The sequence below is a fragment of the Mycobacterium sp. genome (genome assembly GCF_049278535.1).
GTDB lineage: Bacteria > Actinomycetota > Actinomycetes > Mycobacteriales > Mycobacteriaceae > Mycobacterium.
Genome location: NZ_JBAPMI010000349.1, coordinates 1 through 13732 on the forward strand (window position 1 = coordinate 1; position 13732 = coordinate 13732).

12 protein-coding genes, 2 tRNA genes and 1 pseudogene are annotated in these 13732 nt (G+C 64.1%); 12 read left to right on the forward strand and 3 right to left on the reverse strand.

The features are described 5' to 3' along the window. Positions 1–483 (forward strand): hypothetical protein (locus WAO18_RS22840; protein ID WP_422208509.1); only part of this gene is annotated, 483 nt, incomplete at its 5' end. On the opposite strand, the gene WAO18_RS22845 is transcribed toward WAO18_RS22840, so the two are convergent. Continuing rightward, positions 470–1639, reverse strand: a complete 1170-nt coding sequence (locus WAO18_RS22845; protein WP_422208519.1) for a serine hydrolase domain-containing protein — start codon at positions 1637–1639, stop codon at positions 470–472. The genes WAO18_RS22840 and WAO18_RS22845 overlap by 14 nt on opposite strands. 393 nt (positions 1640–2032) lie before the next feature. Between WAO18_RS22845 and WAO18_RS22850 the strand changes: the two genes are divergently transcribed. Beyond that, positions 2033–2407, forward strand: coding sequence for a tyrosine-type recombinase/integrase (locus tag WAO18_RS22850; protein ID WP_422208510.1), 375 nt, complete (start codon positions 2033–2035; stop codon positions 2405–2407). 66 nt (positions 2408–2473) lie between these two features. Then, positions 2474–2884, forward strand: a complete 411-nt coding sequence (locus WAO18_RS22855; RefSeq protein ID WP_422208511.1) for a PaaI family thioesterase — start codon at positions 2474–2476, stop codon at positions 2882–2884. A gap of 160 nt (positions 2885–3044) precedes the next feature. Here WAO18_RS22855 and WAO18_RS22860 read toward each other — a convergent pair. Beyond that, positions 3045–3118: transfer RNA gene (locus tag WAO18_RS22860), tRNA-Gly, on the reverse strand. A 125-nt stretch (positions 3119–3243) separates the two neighbouring features. Between WAO18_RS22860 and WAO18_RS22865 the strand changes: the two genes are divergently transcribed. From WAO18_RS22865 to WAO18_RS22880, 4 genes are all read left to right on the forward strand, one after another. Further along, positions 3244–3317, forward strand: a tRNA-Pro gene (locus WAO18_RS22865). A 65-nt stretch (positions 3318–3382) separates the two neighbouring features. Next, positions 3383–4771, forward strand: coding sequence for a trigger factor (gene tig, locus WAO18_RS22870; RefSeq protein ID WP_422208512.1), 1389 nt, complete (start codon positions 3383–3385; stop codon positions 4769–4771). Between the two features lie 95 nt (positions 4772–4866). Then, positions 4867–5472, forward strand: a complete 606-nt coding sequence (locus WAO18_RS22875; protein ID WP_422208513.1) for an ATP-dependent Clp protease proteolytic subunit — start codon at positions 4867–4869, stop codon at positions 5470–5472. Further along, positions 5469–6104, forward strand: coding sequence for an ATP-dependent Clp protease proteolytic subunit (locus WAO18_RS22880; RefSeq protein WP_422208514.1), 636 nt, complete (start codon positions 5469–5471; stop codon positions 6102–6104). Before WAO18_RS22875 ends, WAO18_RS22880 begins: the two co-directional genes overlap by 4 nt. 9 nt (positions 6105–6113) lie before the next feature. On the opposite strand, the gene mmuM is transcribed toward WAO18_RS22880, so the two are convergent. After that, positions 6114–6986 carry a homocysteine S-methyltransferase gene (gene mmuM / locus WAO18_RS22885; protein WP_422208520.1) on the reverse strand — a complete coding sequence of 291 codons (873 nt, stop codon included), beginning with the start codon at positions 6984–6986 and terminating at the stop codon, positions 6114–6116. 262 nt (positions 6987–7248) lie between these two features. Between mmuM and clpX the strand changes: the two genes are divergently transcribed. The 5 genes and pseudogenes from clpX to mobA all read left to right on the forward strand — a co-directional run bounded on the left by clpX (position 7249) and on the right by mobA (position 13035). Further along, entirely contained in the window at positions 7249–8532 is a 1284-nt protein-coding gene (gene clpX / locus WAO18_RS22890) for an ATP-dependent Clp protease ATP-binding subunit ClpX (RefSeq protein WP_422208515.1), read from the forward strand. Positions 8533–8616: 84 nt separating this feature from the next. After that, a pseudogene (locus WAO18_RS22895) lies at positions 8617–9040 on the forward strand (MFS transporter); the annotation flags it as partial. A gap of 323 nt (positions 9041–9363) precedes the next feature. Next, positions 9364–11349: a 2-oxoacid:acceptor oxidoreductase subunit alpha gene (locus WAO18_RS22900; RefSeq protein ID WP_422208516.1), complete on the forward strand. Its 1986-nt coding sequence runs from the start codon at positions 9364–9366 to the stop codon at positions 11347–11349. Next, on the forward strand, positions 11346–12425 hold the full coding sequence (locus WAO18_RS22905; protein WP_422208517.1) for a 2-oxoacid:ferredoxin oxidoreductase subunit beta: 1080 nt from the start codon (positions 11346–11348) through the stop codon (positions 12423–12425). Before WAO18_RS22900 ends, WAO18_RS22905 begins: the two co-directional genes overlap by 4 nt. A gap of 1 nt (position 12426) precedes the next feature. Beyond that, positions 12427–13035 carry a molybdenum cofactor guanylyltransferase gene (gene mobA / locus WAO18_RS22910; RefSeq protein WP_422208518.1) on the forward strand — a complete coding sequence of 203 codons (609 nt, stop codon included), beginning with the start codon at positions 12427–12429 and terminating at the stop codon, positions 13033–13035. Positions 13036–13732 lie beyond the last annotated feature (697 nt).

Here is a 13732-nt window from a genome sequence, read left to right on the forward strand (position 1 = left end):
ATCCCGGTGGGCCCGGCGGCCCCGGCGGACATGACCCGGGTGGTGGTCACGGCGGACACGGCGGCGGCCATGGACCTGGTGGCCCGGGTGGACATGAGCCCGGCGGTCCCGGGGGACCAGGGGGTACCGAACCCGGAGGGCCAGGTGGACATGGCGAGCCGGGCGGACCGGGGCCGGGAGGCCAAGGACCTGAGTCGGGGTCGGGTGCTTCTGGCCCGGATGCCAATGCGCCTGCACCTGACAGCGGCGGGTCCGCTACGGATGGCGGTTCTCCTGCACCTGACGCTGGCGCACCATCCGGCAGCGGCGGGCCGTCCATGGGATCCGACTCTTCGGGCGGAGGCGACACGTCGGGAGGAGCGGCAACCTCGGGTGGCGGTGACTCGTCCAGCGGTGGTGATTCGGGTGGCGGCGGCGACTCAGGCGGTGGTGACTCGGGAGGCGGTGGCGACTCGTAAACGCCTGCGGCTCAAGATGTTTTGACGCCGAGGACTCGGTAGATCTCGTTGCTCATGAGAACGCTTCGGGGGTCGGCGTTGGCTTTGGTCGGGTCGAAATGATTCATCACGTAGGCGTAGCCGATCTTGTTCTCCAGGTCGACGAAACCAAACGATCCACCAAGGCCGCCGTGGCCGAAGATCCACGGATTGGGTCCGTTGACGCAACGCTGGTTGAGCATGTACCCGAAGCCCCAGCCATGGTCGGCGACGCGTCGGCCGAGCACCAGATCCGTCTCCAGGCCGCCCTGCGGAACGCGGATCAGATCCATGTGCGGCCGGCTGAGCAGCCTCTCTTGGGCCAAAGCGTTGTAGAAGGTTGCCAATCCCAGCGCCGACACCTGCCCGTTGGTTCCCGGGAACTCCAGTTCACGCCACAGGTCCAGATCATTGGAGCCGACTTCGTCGTCCGGCGCGAACCCCATCGACACGGCCAGTCCAGCCTTCGGGTGTTCGGCCAGTGAGGTGGGGTAGCCGGGAGCGTTGACGTCGGCCAGCATCTTGCGGATGTGCGGCTTGGCGACCCGATCGGCGCACCGGTGTTGTTCGGCGCGAGGCAAGCCGATGTGGACCTCGGCCCCAAGCGGTTCGGCGATTTCGGTGCGCAGATATTGACCGACGGTGCGACCGGTGACGCGGCGGAACACCTCGCCGAGGATGAACCCGAAAGTGGTCATGTGATAGCCCTGCGCGGTGCCCGGCTCCCACCAGGGTTCGGCGGCGGCCAGCCGTTCGCACACCAAATCCCAGTCGGTGACCTGCGTCCAGTCCATGCGCTGACGCGGCCCGATCACCCCGGACCGGTGACTCATCACCATGCCGAGGGTGATGTCCTCTTTGCCGGCCTGTGCGAACTCGGGCCAATAGCGCGCCACCGGCGCGTTCAGATCGAGCTCGCCGCGCTCGACCAGCTGATGGACGCACGTGCTGGTCAGGCCCTTGGTGCCGGACAGCACAGTGGACAGCGTGTTCACCTGCCACGGCTTGGTGCCGGCCTCATCGGCCGTTCCGGCCCACAGGTTGATCACCAGCTCGCCGTCGACCCAGGCCGCGACAGCCGCGCCAATTTCTTTGCCCTGCACGAAGTTCTGCGTGAACGCGTCGCGCACTCCCTCGAAGCGGGCCGCACATGAGCCGTGAATGACGACCTCGGCCGTGGTGCCTGGGTGCTGAATGGGTCGGCCTCCTCAGCCTCGCCCTGCTGGCCTGCGCGGCCTCCGGCTGCGTCCGCCGGCCGCCCCGGCCGACGTTGGCCTGTTTGGCGTTCACAGCTTAGTCGGCTTCGGTTTCCCGCGCCCGTGTGGAGCGGGCGACGGGAATCGAACCCGCGTAGCTAGTTTGGAAGTTTTATACCCGCCCGAACACAGGTTCGGTAGCCGCGCTGGTCGGAGCCTTCACGTCGCAAGAACATTAACCTGCCAGCGCTTTTGGTCCGGTTGGGGACGGTCTCGGTACGCCATCGGTCCGATCACGGTTCGCCTCCGTTGGCGGTACCAGCGCGGCACGGACGGGCGAGGAGTTTGCAGGCGTCGGCCTTGGCGAACCTCTCGGTAGCCGAGGCGAGCACACGGCTGCGACTCGACTGGGATGCGCCGCTACGTCACGCGACCTTCTATAAGGCCGTCTACCGGCCCGCTGTCCTGCGGGCCAACCGAATTGCGCCGAGCGCGGCGCTACCGCCAGGACTCAAGTTTCACGCCCTCCGGCATACCTACGCGAGCCTCTGTATCGCGGCGGGCCGACCGGCGCTAGAGGTAGCGCGTTTCATGGGCCACGCGAGGCCGAGCACGACGCTGGCGATATACACCCACCTGTTCAACACCGACGACCACGCGGACGCGATGGCCGCTCTCGAGGCTATGGCATCGGCGCGGGCCGATGGGGAGAACGTCATACCACTGCACGGCTAGGTATTCGTACGGGAGTATTCGTGGTGACACCTAATCAATAGCTGGTTTACGCCCAGGGGGCTAGAGATGCAGACCACCGAGAAGCTGCACCTTTCGCCGGTTCACGAGCGACTCCAAATGAGTGTCGTTCGATCTGAGCCGGGGATCGCAGTGCTATCGATGCCGCTCACCGACGATGTCCGGGGCTTCTATGACGGCACAGTCCATGGCGGAGTGCTCGCGACCCTGGCCGATGCTGCGTGCGGGTGCTGCCTGGCGGGTGAATACAACCTCGGACCGCAACTCAGCGTGACGACTGATATGCACGTCCGTTACTACCGCCAGCCACAAGGTGGCCCCCTCATCGCAGAAGCCAAGATGGTCCACAAAGGCCGCAGGTTGCTTAGCGCGGAATGTACGGTCGTCGACGCCGAAAATCGCGTCCTAATCCGAGCGACCGCTACGTTCATGCTTGTTGACGCCCCGCAGAGCTCCTAGGCATCCGGGTCTTTTAGCTGACCGGTGAAGCGTGTCGAGTGAGCGACTTCCGGGGCCGACGCAGGCGGCCTGAGGCCCGAATGGCGGTACAACGGCGGTACAGATCCAAAGGCTCGAATAAGCGTTCGACCTGCGGTAACACCCGTACCAGGGCGAAAGGTGGAGCGGGCGACGGGAATCGAACCCGCGTAGCTAGTTTGGAAGACTAGGGCTCTACCATTGAGCTACGCCCGCATGTATTAGTCGAGCGCGACTTTACGGCGCGGCAGACATCAAATCCAAATGTTGTCGTCCCGTGACCTGCTAGTGAGGCCGCTACAGGGACGGTGTGGCTTGGCCGTAGGATTTCGAGGTCACCGCGGGGTGTAGCGCAGCTTGGTAGCGCATCCGCTTTGGGAGCGGAAGGCCGCAGGTTCAAATCCTGTCACCCCGACTGGCATGCCACACCCAACGGGCTTGAGCATTACCAGACCATCAGGACAACCGAGGAGTACACGCGTGAAGAGCACCGTCGAGCAGCTGAGCCCGACCCGGGTTCGCATCAACGTTGAGGTGCCTTTCAAAGAGTTGAAGCCGGACTTCGACCGGGCCTACAAGGAGCTCGCCAAGCAGGTGCGGCTGCCCGGTTTTCGTCCGGGCAAGGCGCCGGCCAAGCTGCTGGAGGCGCGCGTCGGCCGTGAGGCGATGCTCGATCAGGTCATCAACGAGGCGCTTCCGAGCCGCTACGGCCAGGCCGTCACCGACTCCGACGTGAAACCGCTCGGTCAGCCCGAGATCGAAGTCACCAAGAAGGAGTACGGCCAAGACGTCGTCTTCACCGCGGAGGTGGACGTCCGCCCCGACTTCGACCTGCCCGACCTGAGCGCGCTGACGATCACCGTCGACCCGATTCAGGTCAGCGACGAGGACATCGATGCCGAGCTGCAGACGTTGCGTGCCAGGTTCGGCACCCTGACCGGAGTCGAGCGTCCCGCGGCGTCCGGCGACTTCGTCTCGATCGACTTGTCGGCCACGATCGGCAGCGAGGACGTCCCCGAGGCAGCGACCAAAGGCCTATCCCACGAGGTCGGCTCCGGTCAGCTCATCGAGGGCCTGGACGACGCGATCGTCGGTCTGTCGGCCGGCGAATCGAAGGCCTTCACTACTGAGCTCGCCGCCGGTCCGCACGCCGGCAAGGAGGCCGAGGTCACCGTCACGGTGGTCTCGGTCAAAGAACGCGAGCTTCCCGAGCCTGACGACGAATTCGCGCAATTGGCAAGCGAATTCGACACGATCGACGAGTTGCGCGCCAATCTGTCCGATCAGGTCGGCCGGGTCAAGCGTGTTCAGCAGGCCGAGCAGATTCGCACCGCCGCGCTGGATGCCCTGATCGAGCAAGTCGATATGCCGTTGCCCGAAGCGATCGTGCAGGCCCAGGTGGACAGCACCCTGCACAACGCCCTGCATGGCCTCGACCACGACGAAGCCAAGCTGGCCGAGGCGCTGGAGAAGCAGGGCACGACGCGCGAGAAATTCGAGGTCGACGCCCGATCGGAAGCCGAGAAGGCGATCAAGACACAGCTGCTGCTCGACGCGTTGGGCGATGACCTCGACATTCAGGTGGGCCAGGACGACCTCACCGAACGCCTGGTGGTGACATCGCGGCAGTATGGCATCCAGCCGCAGGAGCTGCTCGGCTACCTGCAGCAGCAGAACCAGCTGCCGGCGATGTTCGCCGATGTGCGCCGTGGGCTGACGATCGCCGCCGCAGTCGAGGCGGCGACCGTCAAAGACACCGACGGAACGGTGATCGACACCACCGAGTTCTTCGGCAAGCGCAGCCCGGAGGACGGGGATGTCGACGAGCCCGACGACGACGAAGTGGATGCCGCAGGCGACACGAAGTGACGCTGTAAGCGAACGCCAGGGTTTCTGGGAGTCGGCGACGGCCCCGGTTGGTTAGTGTCGGTGAAGAACGAACTCGAGAAAGCAGGTAACCCACTGTGAGCCGTGGGACTGAAATGCGCGCGAGCGCCCAGGGTCTGAACCTCGTCGACTCGGTCTATGAGCGATTGCTCTCCGAGCGCATCATCTTCCTGGGGTCGCAGGTCGATGACGACATCGCCAACCGGCTGTGCGCGCAGATCCTGCTGCTCGCCGCCGAGGACTCGACCAAGGACATCCACCTCTACATCAACTCGCCGGGTGGATCGATCAGCGCCGGCATGGCGATCTACGACACGATGGTGCTGGCGCCGTGCGACATCGCCACCTACGCGATGGGCATGGCGGCCTCGATGGGCGAATTCCTGCTGGCCGCCGGCACCAAGGGCAAGCGTTACGCGCTTCCGCACGCTCGCATCCTGATGCACCAGCCGCTGGGTGGGGTGACCGGCAGCGCGGCCGACATCGCTATTCAGGCCGAGCAATTCACCGTCATCAAAAAAGAGATGTTCCGGCTCAACGCCGAATTCACCGGCCAGTCGATCGAGCGCATCGAGGCCGATTCCGACCGCGACCGGTGGTTCACCGCCCCTGAGGCCCTGGAATACGGGTTCGTCGACCACATCATCACCCGCGCCGCTCACATCAACGGAGAAGCCGAATGAACCCCGAGCTCGCGCCCCAAGCGCGTTACATCCTGCCGTCGTTCGTCGAGCACTCCAGCTGGGGCGTCAAAGAGTCGAACCCCTACAACAAGCTGTTCGAAGAGCGCATCATCTTCCTGGGCGTTCAGGTCGACGACGCGTCGGCCAACGACGTCATGGCCCAGTTGCTGGTGCTGGAGTCGCTGGACCCCGACCGCGACATCACCATGTACATCAACTCACCCGGCGGCAGCTTCACCTCGCTGATGGCGATCTACGACACCATGCAGTACGTGCGGGCCGACATCCAGACGGTGTGCCTCGGTCAAGCGGCCTCGGCCGCGGCAGTGCTGCTGGCCGCAGGCACGCCGGGTAAGCGGATGGCGCTGCCCAACGCCCGGATACTGATCCACCAGCCCTCGTTGTCCGGCGTGATCCAGGGCCAGTTCTCCGACCTGGAGATCCAGGCTGCCGAGATCGAGCGGATGCGCACGCTGATGGAGACGACCCTCGCGCGCCACACCAACAAGGACGCCGCGGTCATCCGTAAGGACACCGACCGGGACAAGATCCTGACCGCCGCAGAGGCGAAGGACTACGGGATCATCGACACCGTGCTGGAGTACCGGAAACTCTCGGCGTCGACGGCGTAAATCGGTCGTCTAGTTCAGCATGGCCGCCAGCTCGGCGATGTCGTGCGGCCGAACTCGGCAGCACCCGCCGACTACCCGCGCGCCCGCTGCGACCCAGCGCAGGGCCAGCTGCGGCGAAAACCGCGACTTGCCAACCCAATCGCGGCGCGTGGCGTCCCAGCGTTCGCCGCTGTTGGGATATACGATCACTGGCTTGCCGGTGGCCCTGGCCGGTGCGATGGCAGGCAGCACGTCGGCCGGAGCGCAGCAATTAACCCCAACCGCAACGATTTCCGGCACTCCCGCCGCCACGGCGAACGCGTCCGTCAGTGGCTGGCCGGCCCGGGTGTGCGCACCCTCGATGGTGTAAGTGAGCCACGCCGAAACGCCTAACGAGCGCACGACATTTACCAGCGCCTCGGCCTCGTCGGCATCGGGAATGGTCTCCAGGGCCAGCACATCGGCGCCGGCCTCGGCCAACACCTCAAGTCGCGACCTGTGCCAGTGCTCCAATTTCGCGACGCTGAGCCCGTATCGCCCGCGGTATTCCGAGCCGTCGGCGCGAGCGGCGCCGTAAGGCCCCACCGACGCCGCGACCCAGGCGCCGTCGACGCCCGCCTCGGCCCGTGCGTCGACGGCGAGCTGCACGCTGCGCCGCAACAACGTGGCCGTCTCGTCGTGGCCGATCCCGCGGGCTGCGTAGCCGTCGAAGGATGCCTGATAGCTGGCTGTTGTCGCGATCATTGCCCCGGCGCGATAGAAGCGCAGGTGTGCCGAAAGGATCTCCTGCGGCGCATCGACCAGCAGCCGCGCCGACCACAACTCATCGGAGAGATCGTGGCCCCGCGCCTCGAGTTCCGTCGCCAGGCCGCCATCAGCGATCAACACGGTATCCTCGGCCACGGCGAATCCCACAGCTCCAATTTATGGCTGCCGGGTCCGTCTGCCTCTCAGTCGCATAACGGCCGCGACACGCCAGGGACACAGCGGCGCGTTCAGGCGCGCGTAGTGGACCCCGAGGCGATATGTTCAGGCGCACAACACGAATATCACCGACGCGATTCACCTCTATCGGTCGCATCGCCGTGGAGCAAGCGGGTAGCGTCGGGAAATACACGCACTTAGCACAATCAAAACGGTGAACAGGAAGTAGGCCCCCAGCACCATGGCGCGCATCGGAGACGGCGGCGATCTGCTGAAGTGCTCGTTCTGCGGGAAGAGCCAGAAGCAGGTCAAGAAGCTCATTGCGGGGCCTGGCGTGTACATCTGCGATGAGTGCATTGATCTGTGCAACGAGATCATCGAAGAGGAACTCGCCGACGCCGACGACGTAAAACTCGACGAACTGCCCAAGCCCGCCGAAATCCGGGAATTCCTGGAGGGCTACGTCATCGGTCAGGACACCGCCAAACGAACTCTCGCAGTCGCGGTTTACAACCACTACAAGCGAATTCAGGCCGGCGAGAAGGGCCGTGATTCCCGTTCCAGCGAGCTTGTCGAACTGACCAAGTCCAACATCTTGATGCTGGGACCCACCGGCTGCGGAAAGACCTACCTCGCCCAGACACTGGCCAAGATGCTCAACGTCCCGTTCGCGATCGCTGATGCCACGGCGTTGACCGAGGCCGGCTACGTCGGTGAAGACGTGGAGAACATTCTGCTCAAGCTGATCCAGGCCGCCGACTACGACGTCAAGCGTGCCGAGACCGGCATCATCTACATCGATGAGGTCGACAAGATCGCCCGCAAGAGCGAAAACCCCTCGATCACCCGGGACGTGTCCGGCGAAGGCGTACAGCAGGCGCTGCTGAAGATTCTGGAAGGCACCCAGGCATCGGTGCCGCCGCAGGGCGGTCGCAAGCACCCGCACCAGGAGTTCATCCAGATCGACACGACCAACGTGTTGTTCATCGTGGCGGGCGCGTTCGCCGGCTTGGAGAAGATCGTCTCCGACCGCGTAGGCAAGCGCGGTCTGGGCTTCGGCGCCGAGGTGCGTTCCAAGGCCGAGATCGACACCACCGACCACTTCGCCGAGGTCATGCCCGAGGACCTGATCAAGTACGGGCTGATTCCGGAATTCATCGGCCGGCTCCCGGTGGTCGCCTCGGTGACCAACCTCGACATGGAGTCGCTGGTCAAGATCCTGTCCGAGCCCAAGAACGCCCTGGTCAAGCAATACACCCGGCTCTTCGAGATGGACAACGTCGAACTCGAGTTCACCGAGGACGCCTTGGAGGCGATCGCCGACCAGGCGATTCACCGCGGCACCGGTGCCCGCGGCCTGCGCGCGATCATGGAAGAGGTCCTGCTGCCGGTGATGTATGACATCCCCAGCCGCGATGACGTCGCCAAAGTCGTAGTGACCAAGGAGACCGTCCAGGACAACGTCTTGCCGACGATCGTGCCGCGCAAGGCGACGCGTGCCGAGCGTCGCGACAAGAGCGCTTAGCAACCGTAGGGGCGGGCAGCACGCCCGGTCTGTAGTTGAGGCCTGACGCCGCGGACGCGGTCCCGGTCCGTGTCTCTCACTCGGCCGGTGGCCTACCTGACCGGCGCCAAGGCCGACAGTTGGGGCGGAAGCCGATTTTTCTGGTCGCGTTCGCCTTCGCCTTCCTGACGGCACGCGGTTTCCTCTACACCGTCTCGGCCAGCCCTATTGGCTGGTCGGGGTCCAGATCCTCGACGGGGTGGGAGCCGGCATTTTCGGCGCTGTGTTTCCGCTCGTCGTGCAGGACCTGACGCACGGGACCGGACGGTTCAATGTCAGCCTGGGCGCGCTGACCACAATCTGGGGTGTCGGCGCGGCGCTGTCGAACATCCTTGCCGGCTGGATCGTGGTCGCCGCCGGCTACCACGCGGCACTTATTTTGCTCGGAATTATTGCCGCTGCGGGCTTGGCGCTGTACGCCACGGCCATGCCGGAAACCGCGCCCAGAGCCGCCGCCAAAGGCGGATAAACCCAGGCCCGCGGCCTCCCCCGAACGGGGGAGACGCAAGGGTAGAGAGTCGCTAGCAAATGTTACTCGCGCGTAGTAATCGTTCTTAGACTTCACCGGTCGCTAAAAGTGACGAACACCACACCTTCGCTGCACCGCGATCCGGGACGCGTGTTTGACCTCGCGTTATGGTCGCGAAGCGGTAACGTGGGGACGCAGACGAGTGTCCATCAATCCCTAAGAGAAGTGCATAATCGGTACTGGCAGTGACATAAAAATCGGCTGAGGCTGCACTCGGACGATTCGCGCCGGTTTCGATCACATGCCGGTGTTGGTGAACAGCTATGGAAGGCGGCGACGTGGGTCCGAGCGAAAACGGAGCCAGGTCAGAATCTGAGGCAGATTCGCACCGACCCGATGCGGCGTTGCCCGAACGGCAAAAGCTGGAAAAGGTCGTCATCCGTTTCGCGGGAGACTCGGGCGATGGCATGCAGCTCACCGGAGACCGGTTCACTTCTGAGGCAGCGCTTTTCGGCAACGACCTAGCCACCCAGCCGAGCTATCCGGCCGAGATCCGCGCACCACAGGGCACGCTCCCCGGCGTCTCGTCGTTCCAGATTCAAATTGCCGACTACGACATTCTGACCGCCGGCGACCGGCCCGATGTGCTGGTCGCGATGAACCCGGCAGCGTTGAAGGCCAACATCATCGACCTGCCGATCGGCGGGCTGGTGATCGCGAACTCCGACGAGTTCACCAAACGCAATCTCGCCAAGGTCGGCTACGACAACAACCCGCTCGAGACGGGGGAGTTGTCGGACTACAAGGTCGAGGCCGTCCCGATGACCACGCTGACACTGGGCGCCGTCGAGGCAATCGGCGCGTCGAAGAAGGACGGGCAGCGTGCCAAGAACATGTTCGCGCTTGGCCTGTTGTCCTGGATGTACGGGCGAGAGATCGAGGCCAGCGAGAACTTCATCAGGGAGAAGTTCGGCCGCAAACCCGATGTAGCCGAAGCCAATGTCCTTGCCCTGAAGGCAGGATGGAACTTCGGCGAAACCACTGAGGCCTTCGCCACCACTTACGAAGTCTCGCCGGCCAAATTGCCGGCGGGGGAATACCGCCAGATTTCGGGCAATACCGCGTTGGCCTATGGCCTCGTCGCGGCCGGACAGGTTTCCGATCTTCAGGTCGTGCTGGGCAGTTACCCGATCACGCCCGCCTCGGACATCCTGCACGAGCTGTCCAAGCACAAGAACTTCAACGTGTTGACCTTTCAGGCTGAGGACGAAATCAGCGGTATCTGCGCCGCGCTGGGTGCCTCCTATGGCGGTGCGCTCGGCGTCACCAGCACGTCGGGTCCCGGCCTGTCGCTGAAGTCCGAAGCGCTGGGGCTTGCGGTGATGACCGAGTTGCCGCTGATCGTCGTCAACGTGCAGCGCGGCGGGCCGTCCACCGGTCTGCCGACCAAGACCGAGCAGGCCGACCTGTTGCAGTCGCTCTACGGGCGCAACGGCGAGTCGCCGGTGGCAGTGCTGGCACCGCGCTCACCGTCGGACTGCTTCGAAACCGCAATGGAGGCGGTGCGCATCGCGGTTTCGTACCACACCCCGGTAATTCTGTTGTCGGACGGGGCAATTGCCAATGGGTCCGAGCCCTGGCGCATTCCGGATGTCAATTCGCTGCAACCGATTGAGCACACATTCGCCAACCCTGACGAGCCGTTCATGCCGTACGCGCGTGATTCGGAGACACTGGCTCGCCAGTTCGCCATTCCGGGTACTCCCGGACTCGAGCACCGCATCGGTGGGCTGGAATCTGCCAACGGCACCGGCGCAATCTCCTACGACCCGGCCAACCATGACCTGATGGTGCGGTTGCGCCAAGCCAAGATCGACGGAATCTCGGTTCCTGACTTGGAGGTCGACGACCCGACCGGAGATGCTGAGCTGCTGCTGATCGGCTGGGGCAGCTCCTACGGACCGATCGGGGAAGCCTGCCGGCGTGCGCGGCGCAACGACATCAAGGTCGCCCACGCGCATCTGCGTCATCTGCGGCCGTTCCCGGCCAACCTGGGCGAGGTGCTGCGGCGCTACCCGCAGGTGGTGTGCCCGGAGATGAATCTTGGCCAGCTGGCACTGCTGCTGCGCGGCAAGTATCTGGTTGACGTGCAATCGGTGACGAAGGTTCAGGGTGTCGCTTTCCTGGCCGACGAAGTGGGCCGGGTCATCCGCGCCGCGCTGGGCGGCACGCTGGCCGAAATCGAGCAAGACAAGACGATGGTCGCAAGATTGGCGGCCGCCACGGTTGGAGCGGGAGCTGACGCATGACTGATCTCATCGGAGCGGACCTGGGGCTGACGGACATCCTGTCCAAGAACAGCCGGGTTCCCACCACCGACCAGCCGCAGAAGGCCAAGGACTTCACCAGCGACCAGGAAGTCCGCTGGTGCCCCGGGTGTGGCGACTACGTGATCCTCAACACGATGCGAAACTTCCTGCCCGAGTTGGGATTACGGCGCGAGAATATCGTCTTCGTCAGCGGCATCGGATGTTCGAGCCGGTTCCCCTACTACCTGGAGACGTACGGCCTGCACTCGATCCACGGCCGCGCACCGGCCATCGCGACGGGTCTTGCGCTGGCCCGCGAGGATCTGTCCGTCTGGGTGGTCACCGGTGACGGTGACGCGTTGTCGATCGGTGGTAACCACCTGATCCACGCGCTCCGCCGCAACATCAACCTGACCATCCTGCTGTTCAACAACCGGATCTACGGCCTGACCAAGGGGCAGTACTCGCCGACCTCCGAGGTAGGCAAGGTCACCAAATCGACGCCGATGGGTTCTCTCGATCAGCCGTTCAACCCGGTGTCGCTTGCACTGGGCGCCGAGGCGAGTTTCGTTGGCCGGGCGCTGGACTCCGACCGCAAGGGCCTGTCCGAGGTGCTTCGCGCCGCGGCCGAGCATCGTGGATCCGCGCTGGTCGAGATCCTGCAAGACTGTCCGATCTTCAACGACGGTTCGTTCGACGCGCTGCGCAAAGAAGGCGCCGAGGAGCGGGTGATCAACGTTCACCACGGCGAGCCGATCGTCTTCGGCGCTAATGACGAATACTGCGTGGTCCGGTCGGGCTTCGGGCTTGACGTGGCCAAGACCGCCGACGTGAGCGTCGGCGAGATCGTGGTGCACGACGCGCACGCCACCGATTCCGCGTACGCATACGCTCTTTCGCGGCTCTCGCAGCAAAACCTCGAGCACACCGTGATGGGCATCTTCCGTCAGGTCAACCGGCCCACCTATGACGACGCGGCGCGATCGCAGATCCGCGCTGCCCGGGAGTCGACTCCGTTCGACCGCGCAGCCTTGCAATCGCTGTTGCACGGACGCGACACCTGGACCGTGAACTGAGATGGCAGCTGCGGGCAAGCCGGCTTCGCTAGCCGGCGTGGTGTTGGCTGGAGGCGTGTCGCCATGGGAGGGCCGCGCCAAGGCCCTGAAGCAGGTTCCCGGTTCCCACGCGCCGACCACGATGGTCGAACACGTGGTCAGCGTGGTCGGGCAGCGGTGCCAACCGGTCTTCGTCGTGGCGTCGCCGGGGCAGTCGCTACCGGAACTCTCGGCGCAGGTGGTACGCGACGATGTGCGGGGCCATGGACAGCTGTCCGCGATCAGCCGCGGGTTGCACGCGGCCGCCGAGGCCGGTGCACGGCGCGCGTTTTTATGCTCCGTGGACGCATCGGTCCTCAACGCCGACATGATCGACCTGCTCGCGGCCCGAGCGGCCGAGGTCGACGCCGACATCGTGTTGCCCTGGGACGGCAGCAATCACTACCTGGCCGCCGTGTACCGGACCGAATTGGCAACGCAGATCGATGATTTGGTTGCTGCCGGTGAGCGGAATCTGCCCGCGTTGATCGAGCGGGCCGACTCCCAGCGAGTCGTGATATCCGGCTCGCCTCCGCCGGCCGCCGCCAAGCCGGCCAGCGGTCTGCGCAGCCTGCTGGGCATCGGGCGCTGAGTCAACCGAATCGCCAATTATTGACGATTCACATTTAGTCGGCGACGCTTTTGACGAAACTAATTGAGTCGAATCAAGCGCTGCGAAGTTTTTCCAAATTTGATTTGCTCAGAATTTTTCCACGCTGACTCGGTAAAAATAGAGCGGACGTTCATTGCTTACGATGAATGCCGATTCCAACGGATATCTGTATTGCTTTGCGGCAGTTAATTTTTCGGCATCGGGCCACGGCGCAGTGGTCTACGAGCGTGACGCGCGCGTCTTCGACGGGTGGGTGGAGCATCAGGGCGTTCGTCGTGGCGAACGCCGGCATCTGTTTCGCTAAACATGTTGTCAAACAATGCAATCGGTAGGCGAGCGCGCTGAAGCTACGTGTACCTCCGCGATGGTCGAACTCGGCGCCTGAAATACGAAAGTCGTTGTGCAACAGTTTATTTAAGGCACTACTGACCTATAGCCGACGGCCCCGTACGCGAAATCGCTTGCGACACCCCCGGCTAACTTGTGATCTTGATTACTCTTGGTCCGTCACCACAAGCCACCGGTGTGGGTGATCCGGTGTGTTTCGTCGCGACGAAATGCGTGGCGCAGCTAACAGAAAGTGCGTGATTTGACTCACCATGGGATTTCGATGCTAGGGAACTGACGGCAGCGACAATGATATGTCTGACCTGCGGGATCCATTAACTGAGCTGGC